The sequence below is a fragment of the Streptomyces sp. F63 genome (genome assembly GCF_018070345.1).
GTDB lineage: Bacteria > Actinomycetota > Actinomycetes > Streptomycetales > Streptomycetaceae > Streptomyces.
On sequence record NZ_JAGPXX010000013.1, the window covers coordinates 94,228 to 111,012 of the forward strand.

General features: G+C 68.7%; 17 protein-coding genes and 1 pseudogene. 6 read left to right on the top strand and 12 right to left on the bottom strand.

Annotation, left to right across the window (positions count from 1 at the left end):
- Positions 1-35 precede the first annotated feature (35 nt).
- On the bottom strand, positions 36-422 hold the full coding sequence (locus tag KBZ10_RS15915) for a hypothetical protein (protein ID WP_210988299.1): 387 nt from the start codon (positions 420-422) through the stop codon (positions 36-38).
- 246 nt (positions 423-668) lie between these two features.
- Between KBZ10_RS15915 and KBZ10_RS15920 the strand changes: the two genes are divergently transcribed.
- Positions 669-1,121 (top strand): hypothetical protein, encoded by a 453-nt coding sequence (locus KBZ10_RS15920; protein ID WP_210988300.1) that lies wholly within the window; start codon positions 669-671, stop codon positions 1,119-1,121.
- Between the two features lie 109 nt (positions 1,122-1,230).
- Here the strand turns inward: KBZ10_RS15920 and KBZ10_RS15925 are convergent, their stop codons facing one another.
- A complete protein-coding gene (locus tag KBZ10_RS15925) occupies positions 1,231-1,974 on the bottom strand; it encodes a hypothetical protein (protein WP_210988301.1) in 744 nt (247 codons plus the stop codon).
- A gap of 164 nt (positions 1,975-2,138) precedes the next feature.
- On the opposite strand from KBZ10_RS15925, the gene KBZ10_RS15930 reads away from it, so the two are divergent.
- The gene (locus KBZ10_RS15930) at positions 2,139-2,702 is read left to right on the top strand and encodes a hypothetical protein (protein ID WP_210988302.1); all 564 of its coding nucleotides are present in this window, start codon (positions 2,139-2,141) and stop codon (positions 2,700-2,702) included.
- Positions 2,695-3,078 (top strand): hypothetical protein, encoded by a 384-nt coding sequence (locus tag KBZ10_RS15935; RefSeq protein WP_307847473.1) that lies wholly within the window; start codon positions 2,695-2,697, stop codon positions 3,076-3,078. The genes KBZ10_RS15930 and KBZ10_RS15935 overlap by 8 nt, the downstream gene beginning before the upstream one ends.
- 108 nt (positions 3,079-3,186) lie before the next feature.
- On the opposite strand, the gene KBZ10_RS15940 is transcribed toward KBZ10_RS15935, so the two are convergent.
- The 7 genes from KBZ10_RS15940 to KBZ10_RS15970 form a co-directional block, all read right to left on the bottom strand.
- Complete coding sequence (locus KBZ10_RS15940; protein ID WP_210988303.1) at positions 3,187-3,393, bottom strand: hypothetical protein; 207 nt, start codon at positions 3,391-3,393, stop codon at positions 3,187-3,189.
- An 8-nt stretch (positions 3,394-3,401) separates the two neighbouring features.
- Complete coding sequence (locus KBZ10_RS15945; protein WP_210988304.1) at positions 3,402-4,619, bottom strand: hypothetical protein; 1,218 nt, start codon at positions 4,617-4,619, stop codon at positions 3,402-3,404.
- A gap of 15 nt (positions 4,620-4,634) precedes the next feature.
- Positions 4,635-5,063, bottom strand: coding sequence for a hypothetical protein (locus KBZ10_RS15950; protein WP_210988305.1), 429 nt, complete (start codon positions 5,061-5,063; stop codon positions 4,635-4,637).
- A 217-nt stretch (positions 5,064-5,280) separates the two neighbouring features.
- Entirely contained in the window at positions 5,281-5,772 is a 492-nt protein-coding gene (locus tag KBZ10_RS15955; RefSeq protein WP_210988306.1) for a hypothetical protein, read from the bottom strand.
- A 195-nt stretch (positions 5,773-5,967) separates the two neighbouring features.
- On the bottom strand, positions 5,968-6,780 hold the full coding sequence (locus tag KBZ10_RS15960) for an alpha/beta fold hydrolase (RefSeq protein ID WP_210988307.1): 813 nt from the start codon (positions 6,778-6,780) through the stop codon (positions 5,968-5,970).
- Between the two features lie 128 nt (positions 6,781-6,908).
- Positions 6,909-7,664, bottom strand: coding sequence for a response regulator transcription factor (locus KBZ10_RS15965; RefSeq protein ID WP_210988308.1), 756 nt, complete (start codon positions 7,662-7,664; stop codon positions 6,909-6,911).
- A 179-nt stretch (positions 7,665-7,843) separates the two neighbouring features.
- On the bottom strand, positions 7,844-9,283 hold the full coding sequence (locus KBZ10_RS15970) for a GAF domain-containing protein (protein WP_210988309.1): 1,440 nt from the start codon (positions 9,281-9,283) through the stop codon (positions 7,844-7,846).
- 282 nt (positions 9,284-9,565) lie between these two features.
- Between KBZ10_RS15970 and KBZ10_RS15975 the strand changes: the two genes are divergently transcribed.
- A complete protein-coding gene (locus KBZ10_RS15975; protein ID WP_210988310.1) occupies positions 9,566-10,084 on the top strand; it encodes a 2,4'-dihydroxyacetophenone dioxygenase family protein in 519 nt (172 codons plus the stop codon).
- Between the two features lie 333 nt (positions 10,085-10,417).
- Here the strand turns inward: KBZ10_RS15975 and KBZ10_RS29480 are convergent, their stop codons facing one another.
- Positions 10,418-10,585, bottom strand: coding sequence for a hypothetical protein (locus KBZ10_RS29480; protein ID WP_247702448.1), 168 nt, complete (start codon positions 10,583-10,585; stop codon positions 10,418-10,420).
- A gap of 150 nt (positions 10,586-10,735) precedes the next feature.
- Between KBZ10_RS29480 and pglX the strand changes: the two genes are divergently transcribed.
- Positions 10,736-14,476: a BREX-2 system adenine-specific DNA-methyltransferase PglX gene (gene pglX, locus KBZ10_RS15980; RefSeq protein ID WP_307847474.1), complete on the top strand. Its 3,741-nt coding sequence runs from the start codon at positions 10,736-10,738 to the stop codon at positions 14,474-14,476.
- A gap of 55 nt (positions 14,477-14,531) precedes the next feature.
- On the opposite strand, the gene KBZ10_RS15985 is transcribed toward pglX, so the two are convergent.
- Together KBZ10_RS15985 and KBZ10_RS15990 are read right to left on the bottom strand one after the other, a co-directional pair.
- Positions 14,532-14,723, bottom strand: coding sequence for a DUF397 domain-containing protein (locus KBZ10_RS15985; RefSeq protein ID WP_210988311.1), 192 nt, complete (start codon positions 14,721-14,723; stop codon positions 14,532-14,534).
- Positions 14,720-15,658 (bottom strand): helix-turn-helix transcriptional regulator, encoded by a 939-nt coding sequence (locus tag KBZ10_RS15990; RefSeq protein ID WP_210988312.1) that lies wholly within the window; start codon positions 15,656-15,658, stop codon positions 14,720-14,722. Before KBZ10_RS15990 ends, KBZ10_RS15985 begins: the two co-directional genes overlap by 4 nt.
- A gap of 368 nt (positions 15,659-16,026) precedes the next feature.
- Between KBZ10_RS15990 and KBZ10_RS15995 the strand changes: the two are divergent.
- Positions 16,027-16,778, top strand: a pseudogene (locus KBZ10_RS15995) (DUF6879 family protein).
- The last annotated feature ends 7 nt before the right edge of the window (positions 16,779-16,785 follow it).

Consider the following 16,785-nt stretch of genomic DNA (forward strand, 5'->3'; position numbering starts at 1 on the left):
TCGCAGGGCGCCATCCTCACCGCTCTGCTGTCGGCTCAGCGTTCATCCGCAGTAAACCAGGAGAGTGCACCTCCGGCGGCGGCGTATGCCGAGATCAGAACGGCGAGGAACGTTGCGCTCGGATTCTCTAATTCATTGAAGACGGAAAATCCAACGAGTAGCCAGCTGACGGAAACCAGTGCGACGAGAATGCCGATGTCCTTGCTCATGGTGACCAGCATGATGACTGCGACTATGACCGGTGCAACGAGGACGCTGACACCAAAATAAGCCCATGGTGTGATGAAGTCGAACGATGGCGCACCGTTCGGATCGTAGGTGTTTTCCACGGCGGCATGGCCTTTGGTGACAATCGACGACGCAGCCCCTATTCCTGCGGCTGTCGCTATCGCCCCTTTGAATGTCCGGATAATCCCCTGCATGTGACCAGCCTGTGTGGTAGAAGAAGGTGCCCATTGGAAAGACGGGGCCCTTCGCATTCTACCACCGGGCAATTGTTCGATGAAGGAATTAAGTGTCTGTTCGAGGGATTCCGGATACAGGCGATGCCGCCGATCACGGGGTTGGAAGGACTGCTGAGAGAGCTCTTGGCCGCCCTCGCGTCAGCCTTGGCCTTATCCGTCACGACGTTATGGGCCTCCTCTGTGTGAAGGATACGTAACGCACTGATGAATATTTCACACGGCGACGTCGTATTCCAGGTTCTGGCCAATCCGGAGCGTGAGACGATTTCCTCTGCCGCCCGGCTCCTCATCGAGGTGGCCGATGCGCTGGACATGGAGCGCTTGGACCTGGAGAAGGCAGGCACCGTCAACGGTCTTCGAACCGGGACTCTGGCTTCGATGACGATCATCAGGAAGCTGGGGACTGGAGCGGATGAAGACGAGAGAGTCGCGAGTGCATTGGCTCCCGTCCTGAGGACTTTGGAAGTTCCAGAATTCCCCATCGAGATTTACGGAGAGCCTCGGACCGGAAAGGTGAAGTTCCCTTACGGGGGGCCGCGGAACTACGGGCCGTACAGGGTTGTCCTGATCAGCGTCGGTGTGGGCGTTGACCCGCTCAACCCCGAAGGGGAGGAAATGGACTACTCGGCTGACGCCGAGGATCTCACCATCGATTGATCCGCTTTCGCACGCAACTGCGGTCGGGGTGCCCGAGCGAACTGCCCTCGGGCACCCCGACTGGCGGATCGAGCGAGTTCCATGCCGTGCCGCCGGGGCGCCCTTCCCGTCAGCCCCCCTGCTTGCGGGCCACGCCGCCCCGGCGGCCGATGCCGAAGGCGAGCCGGTAGACGTCGGGGAGGTCGATGGCGCCGTTGGGGCGGGTGGTCATGACGCCCAGGTCGGTCAGTTCCTCGATGAGTGCCACCGGGTTGTCCACCTCGCGCGGGCCGCTGCCCTCGCTCTCCTCGGCCAGCGCCTCCCGCAGCTTGGCGGCGAGTGAGCCCTGGCGCCAGTGGGCGTGGACGACGGAGGGCTCCATCGGCACCTGGCCGCCCGCGAGTTGCCCGATGGCCGTCGCGGCCCAGCCGATGTCCTCCCGGAGCTCGTCCACCCGGAGCGACGAGGCGCCGCTGATGCTGTCGCGGATCGCCTCGTAGTGCAGCGGCACGGGGTGGCCCGCGTACCGTTCGCCGGTGATGGCCGCGGCCCGGCCCAGGGCGTAGAGCCAGGTGCGGGGGCTGACCTGGCCCCGGCCGTCCTGGAGGTGGTTGGGCACCCAGGTGTAGGTGTGCCCCTTGCGACGATCCGTGCCCATGAACGGGCCGGCCAGGGTCACGAAGACCTGTTCCTGCCGTTCCTGGTCGGCGACGAGGCCGACCGGCGCGACGAACCGGACGCAGCCGTCCTCGTCCTTCCGCCGCCAGCCCTCGGTCACCGCTCGGAACCGCTCGGCCTCGGGGCCGGTGTGGTTGCCCAGTTGGTGGAAGAGCAGCCCGTACAGGTTCTCCCGGCTCCAGTGGAGTTCCTGCACATTGGCGTTGAGCTTCGAGGCGTCCGGGAAGTTCTTCGGCGCGGTATCCGGTACATGTCGGGCCGGACGAACAGCTTGGCGCGCAGCGTGCTCGTGGTGAGCCGTAGTTCCAGCGCCACCTGGAACAGGCCGGACAGCAGCCTGTCCGCCACGTCCCGCTTCGGGTGCACGTGCTCCAGGGCGTCGAAGAGGAGGACCAGCGTCCGGCCGCTCTCCCGGGTTTCCCGGTCGGCCTTCCGCAGGGCGGCCTCGTACTCCTCCGGGTTGTCCCGGGTCCAGCGGACGCGCTGCGCCCAGTTGCCGAGACGCCGCACGTCGGGCTGGTCCAGGGCGGTCAGGACCACGGCGGACCACAAGTCCACGGCGTCGACGCCGAGTTCGACCAGCCGCCGGATGACCCGCTTGCCGGGGAACGGCGGCTCGTCCCCGCCGCCTTCCTGTACGACGCCGGCCTGATCGCCCGGTACTGGGACGAGGGCGGCCACGCCTTCCTCACCGGCCTCCAGCACGCCGCCCGCCGCCCCGACGAGGCACCGCACGGCCTGTGGCTGCTGTGCCCGGTGGAGTCCCGGGTCCAGATCCCGCACCTCGACGGCCGGACCGTCGAGGTGATCGGCGGAGACGGCGAACAGGTCTACCTCAACGGCGAGTTCCTGGGGGCGCTGACCGGCGGCGGGGACCAGGTCCCGGAGGCGGCAGGCGGCACGCCCCGTCCCCGCGGTGACTGACGGACAGCAGGCGGCCGGCGGGCACTGGGAGCACGGGATCCCGCAGAAGTACGCGGAGGCGTTCCTGCGGGCCGCCCGGCCCGCACTGGAGGACTTCCCGGTCTGCCGGGGCGCGCGGCTGGATTCACTGGACGCCGAGTACCTGAGGGACGGGGAGACCGAGAAGGCCGACGTCCGAGCCGTCTCCGCGATGGCCGTCGTCATCTTCCGCGGCCGCCGCTCCTCCTTCCGCCGTGGCATCTGGCCCCCGGCCCGTCCGGCGTCCACGAGCGCCGGTATCTATGCGACCGTCCTTGAGGAGCGGTTGCTGACCCGTCCCCGTTCGCAGCTCACCCCTGGGACGGACGCGGCGAACGAACCGCCGGTCGAGTTGTGAGGGTCGGGATGCAGACCACCGAGTTCATCGGTGGCGAACAGGTTCACTCCAACGGTGAGTTCTTGTGGGCGTTCACGCTTGCCGGTGGCCGAAGGGGGGCATCTCAACTCACCTGAGGATGCTGACAGTCACGAAGAACGCCCCCAGGGGAACCCAGAATCCACCCACGATTCGCAGTGTTTTAGGAGTGGCAGCTCCGACGGTGGGAGTCAGTCGCGAATAGATGAGAAACGCGCGTTCGGCGGCCCCGCCGATATTTGTCACGAAGAGCAGCCCGGCCAGCAGAAAAATTGCACCGATCACTCCGAAGAACATCACTCGACCTACTTTCTTTTTTCTTCCCACAGAGTCCACCCATCTGCCTGGCTGAACCCTGTGGAAATTTCGTTGCCCACGCCGAGACCGACACCGCCTGAAACTGTGGCTACGTCATCCCCCTGGGAATTGGTCGCCCCGATCGCGGTCTGATGGCCACCCCAGATGCCGATGCCTCCGTGAAATGATGCGCCTTTGTCCCAGCCCGTTCCCTTGAGTTGGCTGATATCGTCGGCATTGCTCCTGATGACCCCGATGTTTGCGGAAGCTCCGAGATCCCAGCCTGCAGTCGTGCTCGAACCGGAGTACATGAAGTTGATTTGAGATCGCCCGTCGGGTGTTCGGGTGTGCACGAGCGAGATTTCCCCGCTGACGCCGGCGCCGAATCCCAAGGAGCCGGACAGGGAAATTCCCTGGGTGTTGTTGAAGCCGGTTGCCCCCGCGACTCCTTCGAGGGCGGCGCTCAGAAACTTGGTACCCAGATCTCCGGGCCTTGAGAACCCGTGGACCGCGCTGCCGATCCCTCTGAGGATGACCTCAAGGGTTTCGTTCTTCTCGGGCTCCTTCTCTTTCTCCCTGCGCTTGGCCTCCGCTTCTTGCTCTCTGGCGACTCTTGCGTACGTGCTGATATCGCCGACCGCGTCGCCATTGAAGCCGGGGCCTTGTCCGAACGGCTTGTACAGCAGGCGTTCGAAGACATTCTTGACGCCCGCCGCCCCATGGAGAGCGATTTTGACATCCTGGTCCGCGTCGTCGACCGCCTGTACGGCTTCCTTGATCTTTCTTGTCCAGGCAGCTTCGGCCGCTTGCGCCTGTGACACGTACGTGGAGTACTCGACGTCGTGCCGCAGGAGAGCGAGTTTGCTGAAGTCGTAGACGGCCTCGCCCCGCCCGTTGACGGACATCTCGGCTTCCCGTGCCTGCGCGACGAGATCCTTCACATGGCCGATCAGCCGGGAAAACCGCTCAGTGGCATTCCGCAGGATCGAGGCGACAGCACGCGCTTCAACCTGGGCGTCGGCGAGCTGCTTGCGGGTCGCGGAGAACCGGGACGAGGCTGCCCCGGCACTGACGCCGACCCAGGTGCCGTCGTTCGCCACCGACTCCACGCGCGCCTTGTAAAGGTCCTCCAACTCCTCGAAGCCATCGGCCATGTTCTCCCAGTCCTTGGCCGCTTTGGTCAGGACACCGGGGTTGACGGTGAGCACGTTCTGATACGTGAGCACGCTGGTTCCCGCTCCCTAACTCTCACGCCGAGGGTCGAGCCCTGTGTCGATCTGCGCGATCCGGCTCCTGGTACCGAGGTCGAGGTGCTGGAAGTCGCGCTTGGTGTTCTCCAGCGCCGTCTCGTCCGCCGCCAGACGTCCCTTCAGGGCTTTGACTTGCAGCTCCCACTCCTCGTGGGCTTCCTTGAGCCCGGAGCCGGTATCCCATCCCGAGAACTCCCGGACGGCTGCGCCCGACGACTCCTCGGCGTGGCTTCCCGCCTTGTCCGCGCCGGGCCGAACGTCCTCCCGCAGTGCTTTGACGGCGGCTTTCTTGCCCGAGTCGTTCGTCTTCAGGTCGGGTCGGCTGCCGCCTCCGCTGCCCGTGCCGTTCAGCTCCATGCGGTCCTGCTGCCGACGGGCCGCCGCGTCGGCCTTCAGATGTTCCCACTCGTCCCAGGCCATCTCAGGGCTTCTCCTGTGGTTATGGTCTCTTCCCTGTGACCAAGTCGCTGACCTGGCTGCGGCCCGGCTTCCCGAGTGCGGCACGCTGTCGCGGCTCGGGGGTGTGCGAACGACCCGCACAGCGATACCTGGTGCTGAAGGCGGTCATGTAGCGCCGCGGTCATCGTAGTTGGTGCGTTCCGTCCCCGGTTGACCCGGTGGCCGCACTGCTCCCCCGTTAACCGGCCTGCTTGCGGGCCACGCCGCCCCGGCGGCCGATGCCGAAGGCGAGCCGGTAGACGTCGGGGAGGTCGATGGCGCCGTTGGGGCGGGTGGTCATGACGCCCAGGTCGGTCAGTTCCTCGATGAGCGCCACCGGGTTGTCCACCTCGCGCGGGCCGCTGCCCTCGCTCTCCTCGGCCAGTGCCTCACGCAGCCGGGCGGCGAGTTCGCCCTGGCGCCAGTGGGCGTGGACGACGGAGGGCTCCATCGGCACCCGGCCGCCGGCGAGTTGCCCGATGGGCCGTCGCGGCCCAGCCGATGTCCTCCCGGAGTTCGTCGACCCGGAGCGACGAGGCGCCGCTGATGCTGTCGCGGATCGCCTCATAGTGCGGTTCGCCTCATAGTGCAGCGGCACCTGGCCCGCGTAGCGTTCGCCGGTGACGGCCGCGGCCCGGCCCAGGGCGTAGAGCCAGGTGCGGGGGCTGAGCGGCGGGGGCCGAGCGCGCACAGGCCAGGAATGCGCGTTCGGCGGACCCGCCGGCATTCGACACGGGGAGAAGCCCGGCCAGAACTCGGGCGTGAGGTAGCCGGTGAAGGTGCCGGGCGGGCCCAGCCCCCGGGCGCGGTGGTCCCGGTGCGCCGGGAGTCTCCCCGGCCCCGGCCCCGGTCCCGGGACCGGGACCGGGCGCACCCGGCTCCGCCGTCAGGACGAGGCGGCGTCCACCGCGGCGAAGTGGGCGGCCAGATGCTCATTGACCGCGTCCGGCTGCTCCAGTGCCACTGAGTGGCCGGCCCGGGGAACCACCACGCAGCGGCCCCTGGGAGCCGTCCGCGCGATCTGTTCGGAGAGGGGAGCGGGGTACGCGTGGTCCTCCGCGCCGGCGATCGCCAGGACCGGTATCTCCGTCCGGCCGAGCTCCTCCAGGACGCTCTTGCGGTACACCACCGCGTGAGCGGCGTCGCCGATGGACGGAGCGAGCCCCCGCATGTAAGCGCGCCACTCGTCGCGCAGGGCCTCCTGGGCGGGATCGGCCAGCGTGGTGTCACCGAGCATGATGTACATCAAGGTGTCCACGACATCACCCGCTCCGTTCTGGCGCAGGTGTTCCACCAGCGGCGCGAACTCGGCCACCTTGTGCTCCTCGTCGGCCGAGGAGCCGAGGGCGACCGCGGAGCGTACCAGGTCCGGGCGGCGGGCCGCCAGACGCAGGGCGATGAAGCCGCCGAGGGAATTGCCGAGGATGTGGCAGGGGCCGGCGCCGAGAGCTTCGACGAGCGCGGCCGCGTCCTCCGACAGGGTCTCCATGTCAAGCGTGTCGGCGGACGAGGACGCGCTTTCGCCCTGCCCGCGGTGGTCGTAGGTGATGACGCGGTAGTCCTTGGAGAAGCGTTCCACCTGGTGGCGGAACATCGTCCGGTTGAAGAAGAGGGAGTGGCTGAAGACGAGGGCGATGCCGTCGCGCGGGCCGACGTCCTCGTAGGCGAGCGTGGTGCCGTTGACGGAGAGGGTGGGCATGGGGTGCCTCCGGTGTGCGGGTGTTGACAGATGGGCGGGTGGGGCGGTGGCGGGTGTGCGGCCCGGAAAGCCGGGACGCCGGTGCCCTCCTCCCGTGGACCGGCTGTCCTGGTGCGAGCACGGTGCGGTCAGAGGAGTCCGGACCGCTCTGCCTTGCGCAGCAGGTCCACGCGGTGGTGCGCCTGCAGTTTGTGCATGGCGCTCTTGAGGTAGCTGCGTACGGTGTGCGGTGAGAGGACCAGTGCCGAGGCCGTCTCCGCCACCGTGTGGCCCTCCGCGATCTGACGGATCACGTCGTGTTCGCGCCGGGTCACTCCTGTGCGCCGCAGCCGTTCGTCGAGGACGCCCCGTCCCCGCGGGCCGCGGGTGCCGACCGCGCCGGGAACACCGGCGGGGCTCCCGGCCGCCACGCGGTGAATGGCGCCGAGCAGGGCGGAGGGCTGCGACTCCTTGCTGGCGACTTCCGCCGCGCCGGCACGGAGAGCGGCCTGTGCGGCCGCGCCGCCGAGGTGGCCGGTGAGCACCAGGACCCCGGCGCGTGGCGCCCGCTGCCGGACCCGCCGGACGAGGTCGGCGGCGAGCGCGCCCGGAAGCGCGAGGCCCAGAACAACGACCTCGGGGTCCACGAGGCCGGTCAGGCGTTCACAGCCGTGCCGGTCCGCCGCCGAACCGACCAGCAGCAGCCGGGGGTCCTCCGCCACGACGGCGCGGACGCCCGCGGCGATCAGCGGGTGGTCATCGGCGAGGAGCAGCCGGACGGGCCCGCCGCGCGCGGTGCGCGGGGGACTCCCGGCGCCGGCGGCCGGACGGGGCGGGAGAACACGCGCGGGTGCGGGCGCGGGTGCGGTTGCGGACGGGGACAGGACGGCGTGGTCCGCGTTCATGGCAGTCGCTCTCCTGTCCGGTGAGTCCAATGGGTCCAGCGATGATTCCGGCGACGGGCAGCACGCCTCGGCGTGGCTGCCCGCGCTCCGCCGGGCGGCGGGCGGGCTCTTCCCGGCGGCGATGTCCGCCGGTTGCGGGTGGGCCGGTTGCGGGTGGGCCGGCCGGGTGCCGGCGCGGCTCAGGGGTGGGCGGCCTGCCCTTGCCGTGGGCCGGCGGACGGGGACGGATGCCCGTGCCCGGACATCCGGAGCCCGGCCAGCCTGCCCCGGCCGACGAGAACGCCGGCGCGCCTCGGATCACCGGCCGGAAGCAGGCGCAGCAGACGCTCGTGGGCCGCCAGGTCGGACCGCCCCATCTCGGTGGCCAGCCAGTCCAGCAGCACGGCCGGATCGGAGGTCCCGGCCACGCTCCTCAGCAAGAGGGTGCCGAGCCGGGCCCGCTCGGCCCGCACCCCGGGCGCGCACGACTCGGGGAGGAGCCGGCGCCGGTACAGCCGTACCGCAGTGGTCACGTCGCCCGCCTCCAGGGCGCGGCGCACCGTGACGAAGTCGGCGTCCACCTCGGCGACCAGACGGTAGGGCTTCGCGGCCAGCAGCGACCCGAGCTCCTGGCGCAGCCGGTGGACCTCGGCCCTGATCGTCACCGGGTTGGCCCGCGGGCCGTACAGCAGCTCGGTCAGCTGGTCCCCCGTGAGTCCCTCGGGATGCAGGGCGAGGAGCGCCAGCAGTTCGGCATGGCGGAGCGTCGGCGTGACCGTGGTCCCGGCGAGTACGGCTTCCGGACGCCGGTCACCGAGGAAGCGCAGCTCCAGCCGGGGGAGCGCCGGGATGCCGGGGCGGGCCGGCCCCCGCGCCGTCCCCTCCGCGGGGACCGGCCCGTCCGCCGCGTGCCCGGCCCGGGTGCGCTTCCGCCGGGCCGCGGCCCGTCTGCGGGCCTCCCGGTCCTTGTGGCGCCGCCGCAGTTCGGCCTCCGCCAGGCGCGCCGTCGCGGCCAGCAGATGCACGGTCCCGGGGTGAACGGCGTTCCACGGACCCGACACGTTGATGGTGCCGAACACGGCGCCTGTGGCGGGGTCGTGGACCGGCACCGCCGCGCACGTCCAGCGGTGGAAGACCCGGGCGAAGTGCTCGGCCGAGCGGACCAGGACCGGGTCGCCGAGCGCCAGAGCGGTGCCCATCGCATTGGTGCCGGCCGTCTGCTCGCTCCATCCGCTGCCCGCGAACAGTCCGCTCTCCTCGGCCCGGAGCCGGACCCGGCGGTTCCCCTCGATCCAGAGCACGGTCCCTTCCCGGTCCGTCACCGTCACGATCTGTTCGGCGTCGGAGGCGCCGGGGACCAGGGCGGACCGGAGCAGATCGGTCAGGCGGGTGAGCGGGTGCGCGCTCCCGGCCTCGCCGATGTCATCGGCGGCCAGCACGATCGGTACATGGGGGCGGTCGGGGTCGACGCCGGCGGCCCGGGCGCGCTGCCAGGACGCGGAGATCACCGACCGGGGTGACGAGGGGGTCCGCGAGCCGCTCAGGTACGCCTCGTGCACCCGGGCGAGCTCGGTCGCCTGCGCTCCGGAGGGCGCGGCGTCCGGCATGGCCGGCGCGAGGCCGGTACGTGGCCGTCCCATGGCTGCCTCCCCTGATCGGAGCGAGTTCCGAGCTGTCCGCCCCCGTTCCCGGAAGGAAGAGGGTATGTGCCTTTTGCCGCTTCGTGTCCGGCTGTCGCGAAGTCTAGGCGGCGCGGCGTCGCGCGTGAATGTCCTGCAACGTCGCTGCAACGTGAGAGCGGCACCGCGTGGCGGTTCCGATTACCCCTGATCGCGGGTGTTGAGCGCCGGGTCGCCCGGCCAGCATGGGGCGCCCGTCACGGGCAGCCGCCCGGACCCCGTACCGAGAGGGACAGCACCGACATGAGCCCGACCGATCTCACGACTTCGCCGGAAACGGACGCCGAGACCTCCAGCCTGGAGCGCACGATCCTGCGCTACTCCGTGCCCGACCACGCCCTCGACGCGGAGGACATCCCGTGGGTCGAGTACGTGGAAGGGGTGCATTACAAGCCCTTCCGCTTCGACGTCGTCAACTCCTCGTTCATCCTGCTGCTCAAGATCGACACTGCCGGAGTGGTCAACCGCCACCAGCACACCGGCCAGGTCAAGGGCTACACGATTCGCGGGGAGTGGCACTACCCCGAGCGCACCTGGAGGGCGACGCCCGGCACCTTCGTCTTCGAGGCCCCCGGAGACGTGCACACCCTGGTGTGCGACAGCGGCGACGGCATGCTGACGCTCTTCGACATCCAGGGGACGCTGAGGTTCCTGGACGACGATGACCAGGTGGTCGCCGAGCACGACGTGTTCTTCTTCCTCGACCAGTACCTCGCGCACTGTGAGCGGGCCGGGATCACGCCGGTCGATCTCGTCTACTGACGGGTGGCCCCGCCCCCGGGGGCCCGCTTCCGAACCGCCCCGCCCGGACCCTCCGGGCGGGGCGGCCCCGGTGTCAGCGGGGTGACCGCGGGCAGACTGCTGCACTGATCCCACTGGCGCAGACACCACCCGGCAACAGCCCGCCGCAGTCACAACCGACGACGATCCGCCGGCGAACCTGCTGGATGGATCACGAAACCGCACGGGAAAACCAGGACGACGCCCCGTCCGGCTCTGGCGGCCGCGGCGGCCTGCGCGAGCACGGCCTGCCAGGCCGTGTCGGCGAAGCTCGCTGGGGAGGGGACGCGGACGGGGACGGCGACGGGGAGGGCGTCATCCGAGAGATCCGGTCCCCGGGAAGCGCGCCCGCTCGTGCGCGGCGATGAGGTCGTGGGCGGCCTGCAGATGCCGGTCCAGATCCTCCTGGGCGATGGACGTGCCGTCGCAGTACCGCCCGGCCACGTCCCAGCCCCGGAACGGGGTGTGCTGGGTCAACTGCATGAGCAGGGAGCCCTTCAACGGCGGGGCCGGGAGAAAGCCGGGTGTTCCCCCGATACGGGACTCCGGCGGCACCCCGTGGCTGGCAGGATTGACGATCCGAGCCGCAGGCCGTGCGGTGGAGGACGCGGTGCAGCGAGAGGGAAGCGAAACGTGACGGACGTGAAGGCCGGTGTCGACCGGGCCGCCCTGCTCAAGGACCTCAAGCGGCAGGTGGCGGCACTGGAGGACGACCTCCGCGAGCGCAGCGAGACCGTCGAGGAGTTCCGCACCCGCCTGGAGGCCGAGTACCAGCAGGCCAGGGACGCCCGGCGCACGGCCGCCGCGTACGGCGCGTGGCGCGAGGAGCGCATCACCCAGTCCGCCGCGGCCTGGGTACTGGCCTGCGTCTTCGTCCGGTTCTGTGAGGACAACGGGCTGATCGACGAGCCGTTCATCGCCGGCCCCGGGGAACGGCTCGCCGAGGCCGAGGCCCGCCACGAAGCCTTCTTCCGCGAGCACCCGCACCTCAACAACCGCGACTGGCTGTTCGCCGCCTTCGACCACCTGGCGCGGACCAACGACACGGCGGCCGGCCTCTTCGACCGCCGCCACAACCCGCTGTGGGACATCACCCCCGGCTACGAGGCAGCCAGCGAACTGCTCTCCTTCTGGCGCCGCTGGGGCGCGGAGGGCGAGATCCGCTACGACTTCACCGACCCCGAGTGGGACACCCGCTTCCTCGGCGACCTCTACCAGGACCTCAGCGAGCACGCCCGCAAGACGTACGCGCTCCTCCAGACCCCGGAGTTCGTGGAGGAGTTCATCCTCGACCTGACCCTGGAACCGGCCGTCTCGGACGAGGAGTTCGGCCTCAACCCGGCCTGGACCGGCACGGACGGCGAAGAACGGCGCGGCCTGCGCACCATCGACCCGGCCTGCGGCTCCGGGCACTTCCTGCTCGGCATCTTCCACCGCCTCATGGACAAGTGGCGCGTCGCCGAACCCGGCACGGACGTGTGGACGCTGGTGCGCCGCTCCCTGGAGTCCGTGCACGGCTGCGACAAGAATCCGTACGCGGTGAGCATCGCCCGGTTCCGCCTGCTGGTCGCGGCGATGAAGGCCGCGGGCTCGCAGAGGCTGGCGGACGCCCCGGGGTTCCCGATCAACGTGGCGGTGGGGGACTCCCTGCTGCACGGCCGGGACGCGGCGGGCATCCAGACGGACCTGGACACGCTGTTCGCGGAGATGTCGGTCGGGCGGGAGGACGGCGCCTTCGCGTACTCGACGGAGGACGTGTGGGAGTACGCGAAACGGGCCGACCTGCTGGGGCGCGGGTCGTACCACGTGGTGGTGGGGAACCCGCCGTACATCACGGTGAAGGACAAGCAGGAGAACGAGAACTACCGGGCGGCATATGACGCTTGTGCGGGGACGTATGCGTTGTCGGTTCCCTTCGCGCAGAGGCTGTTCGAGCTTGCAGTGAAAGGCCCGGGCGGCCGGAAAGGCGGGGGCGGCTTCGTCGGACAGATCACCGCGAACTCGTTCATGAAGCGGGAGTTCGGCAAGAAGCTGATCGAGGTTGTTTTCCGGAATCGGGTTGAGCTGTCGTATGTGATCGACACGTCGGGAGCGTATATCCCGGGGCATGGTACGCCGACTGCGATCTTGATTGGGCGGAATCGGATTCCCAAGCCCAATCGCACGGTGCGGGCTGTGCTGGGCGTCAGAGGCGAGCCTGCGCAGCCCAGGGATGCGGCAGAGGGGGCTGTATGGCGGGCAATTGTGCGCCAGGTTTCCATGCCGGGCAGCGAGTCTGAGTGGGTGTCAGTTGAGGACTCTGTGGCTGAGCTCTTCTCAGGCCATCCGTGGGCGATCAGTGGTGGCGGCGCCGGGGAACTTCAGAAGCAGATTCAAAACCGATCAGTGTCAACAGTGGGCTCGCGTACGTCATCGATCGGGTTCGGTGCTGTGACACGCGCAGACGATGTGTACACACTGGGGAAAGGGGCGCTGCGTCGGGCACGCATCAGAGACTCATTGCGTCGTCCCATGGTTGATGGCGAGGCGAGTAGGGATTGGCGAATTGTCGACCCTACGGAAGTCCTGTGGCCGTATGATCAGAATCATCCCGGCAGATCGCTAAGTGATGAGGCCGTGCACCGGCTCACTTGGCCGAATCGGCTGATCTTGCGTGATCGGGTTGCTTATGGAAAAACCCAGTTGGAGCGCGGGCTGGAATGGTTTGAGTATTCCATGTTCTTTGCGCATCGATACGGGGGGCTCACTCTGGCCTTCGCTTGCGTAGCGACGCACAACCATTTCGTTTTGGGACGTCGGGAGGAAGTGTTCAATCGGCACGCTCCCGTGGTCAAGCTGCCCGAAGGTGCTAATGAGGATGAGCATCTGGAGTTGCTGGGGGTGCTCAATTCGTCGACTGCCTGCTTCTGGCTGAAGCAGGTGAGTCAGGCAAAGGGCGGCAGCGGACTTGGTCGCGGACTGCAGGATGAAGACTGGGAGGAGCGTTACGAGTTCACCGGTACCAAGCTTCAAGACTTCCCGCTTCCGGAAAATCTGCCACTGGAGGGTGGGCAGCAACTCGATACTTACGCGGGGGAACTAGCCGCCTGTGAGCCGTCCGCCGCATGTGAGGCGAGTATCCCGCTGCGAACCACGCTCGATGAGGCGCAGGCCCGTCATACATGTATCCGTCAGACCATGATTGCTGCGCAGGAGGAGTTGGACTGGCAGGTATACGGCCTCTATCGGCTGCTCACCGGTGCGGAGGTGGCGCGAACAACGGTACCTCCGGAGAAGCGCGCATCGGTGCCCGGAGTCCGGCTCGGCGAGCGTGCATTTGAGATTGTGCTGGCTCGCAAGGCGGCTGCGGGGGAGGTGGAGACGGCGTGGTTCGAGCGTCACCGTTCGACTCCCGTCACGGAGATCCCGGACCGTTGGCCGGACTGGTATCGGGAGATCGTGCAGGCACGCATCGACATCATCAACAGCCAGCCCAAGGGCGTTGGTCTCATTGAGCGGCCCGAGTGCAAGCGGCGGTGGTCCGCTGAGCCGTGGGAGAAGAAGGAACGGGCCGCGCTGCGGAATTGGCTGCTCGATCGGTGTGAGAGCCGCGACCTGTGGTTCGAGGTACGGGACGGGCTCAGGCGACCGCGTCCGATGACCGTCAACTACCTTGCCGACCGGATGAGTTCGGACGAGGATTTCGTCTCCGTAGCCGCGCTCTACGCGGCCGATCACCTGGGGAAGCCGGACCTGCCGCTTGCGCAGGTGCTGTCCGAGGTGATCGCCGACGAGCATGTTCCGTACCTCGCCGCGATGCGCTACAAGGATTCGGGTCTGCGGACCCGCGCGCAGTGGGAGCAAGTCTGGGAGCAGCAGCGCGAGGAGGACCGTACCGGGCAGCGGCTCGACATCGCGGTGCCGCCCAAGTACAAGTCCGGAGACTTTCTGCGCTTCTCCTACTGGGCGAACCGAGGCAAGCTCGATGTGCCCAAGGAGCGGTTCATCTCGTACCCCGAGGCCGGGCCCGACAGTGACTCGGCGCTGATGCTCGGCTGGGCCGGCTGGGATCACAAGGACCAGGCCCAAGCGCTCTTCGAACTGCTGGCAGCGCGTACCACTCAGGACGGTTGGCCTACCGAGCGGATCGTCCCTCTGCTCGCCGGCCTGCAGGAGGTCATGCCGTGGGTGCGGCAGTGGCACGGGGAGTACGACGACGAATGGGGCGACGTTCCGGCGGACGAGCTGGAGGCCGAGTTCGAGAACCAGCTCCGCAAGCACCAGGTGAGTGCGGAGGAGCTGAAGGCTTGGCGCCCCGTGAAGAAGACCCGGGGCCGGAAGGCCGCCGGGCCGCGCAAGAAGGCAGCAGCTCAGGCCGGGTGGGCGGCGGAGTAGGGCCACCCGTTGGCGGGACGGCAACCACTGCGGTCCCGCCAACGGACCATGGCGCTCAGGCTTGCAGGTTCCCCGCGTGCGCGGTGAAGGCCGCCCAGGCGGCCGGGGAGGTCGCCAGCGGGCTTCGCTGAGTGTCCTTGGAATCCCGTACTAGGACGACCTCAGGGTGCATGGCGACTTCGACGCAGTTGTCGCCGGAGCTGCCGCTGTAGCTGCTCTTGAACCAGGCCAAGTCATCGGTGCTCATGCTGCTCCTCGCATCTGCTCCAACAGGCGCACTGTGGCTTCGCGGCCGAGGGCCTGTGAACGAAGCTTGCCATAGCGCTGGAGCATTGCGCTGACGTCTTTCGGACTGGTGATCAGGATGCTCGACTGCTGGCCCTCCGAGTACCCAACCCACCTGTTCTGGGGCGTCTCTGCCAGGTACATGAGGCCGTCGACACCGGCGTGGTCCTCCTGCCGTAGTGGCATGACCTGGATCTCCACGTTCCGACGCTCGCCCTGGCGCAGTAGGTGATCCATGAGTTGCCGGGTGACCTCAGGGCCTCCCACGCATCGTTCCAGGAGAGCCTGCTCGATGACGAAACTGAAGGCGGTGTTGGGCCGTTCGTCCATGAGCCGCTGCCGTTCCAGCCGGGCGGCCACCTGCTGTTCGATCTGTTCCTCGGAGAGCGGCGGCAGTCTGCGCTCGAAGATGGCGCGGATGTATGGCTCGGGTTGCAGCAACCCGGGAATCGCCCGGCACTCATACGCATACAGCGACACCGCCTCCTCCTCGATCCCGGCCCACTGCCGGAACCAGGAGGCCAGCCCTGCCTTGCGGGTGAGGCTGCGGGCGGCCGCGTCCAGGACGCGGGCGGCGGCCGGGCCCAGGACGGCTTCCGAGCGGTCGATGAGGTTGTGGGGCGGGAACCGCTTGCCCTGCTCGATCTTGGCGATGTACGGCTGGGAGAACTGCACCCGGGGTGCGAACTCCTCCTGCGTCAGCCGTGCTTCCTCCCGCAGGGCCTTCAGAACCGCGCCGAAGGTCTTGAGGCTGTCGGACACCTCGGGCTCGCCGTTCGCGCAGCCGCCGCCCGCGCCCCCGCCGCCGGTGCCTCCGCGCCTGTTCCCGGCGCCGCCCGTGCGACCCCCGTCCCCGACTCCGCCGCGGTTGCCGCCGCCCCCGTTGCCCGCCGCCATCGCAGCCCGCCTTTCCGCCGTACACCCGTGCCACCTTCGGTGTTCACATGCTCACCCAGGGTCACGCGCTCAGTCCAGCGAGTCGGCTGATACAGCGCGATCTGTATCAGCGCTGTCCCTGCTCAACTGTCCCGACCGGTAGGGCCTCCGGTCATATCGCGGCAGTCCCCCGCACCGAAGTTCTCGTCACCGTACGTACGTTCGCGCACCGCTTCCCGTCCGCACGGCGCGGGCCCGTCCCTCCACCCTGCCGTACCTTGACCGTCCGCTTGCCCCTGCGTAAGGCAATGGTGCGCACAGCGCCCTGCACCGGGCCCGGACGCCCGGTCATGCTGAGGGGAGATCAACCCGCGGAAAGGAGAGCGCCCATGGTCCGACGCCTGCGCTTCACCGGCACGGACAGCAAGGTCGACGGTTGCCCCGCCCTGCACACGGACGAAGGCACCGGCGAGATCATCGTTCAGGGCACACCCGTCACCGACTCCGAAGACCTCGCACAGCTTCGGCACTTCGGAGCCGGCGAGGCAGCGGTGGCCGTGCCGCGCGAACTGCTCGTCAACTGGGGACCGAAGGAGCTGGAGCGGGTGCCGCAACGCGTGGACCGGACCACCTTCCGCCGCTTGTTCGAGACCTTCGAGCACACCGCCTGGCGGCTGGAGTCACGGCGCGGCTATGCGTCGGACCGGCAGGACCTCGACTTCCGGGCGTTCCTGGCCACCGGCTCGTCACCCTGTGACCCCGACGAACCCTGGTTCGCCAACATCAAGCTCAGACGACCGCCGGTAAGGCGGTCGGCCGTGTCCGCATCGCCGATGACCCGCCCACCGAGGAGCAGCTGTTCCTGCTCGACTACGCCCGGCACAACGCCGCCGCCGGCGAGGACATCCGGTACCTGTGGCGCGAGGACGCCCTGCGGGCCGGCCTGCCCGCCGAGGACTTCTGGATCTTCGATTCACGGCTGGTCGCCCTGCTGCGCTTCGACGACGAGGACAACCTGCTCGACGTCGAGCTGATCACCGAACCGGCCGAGGTCGTGCGCTACGCCATCGTGCGCGACGCGGCGATGCACCACGCGATCCCGCGCGACCGGTTCGCCGCGCAGGTGGCCACGGCCGAATAGCGCGTGA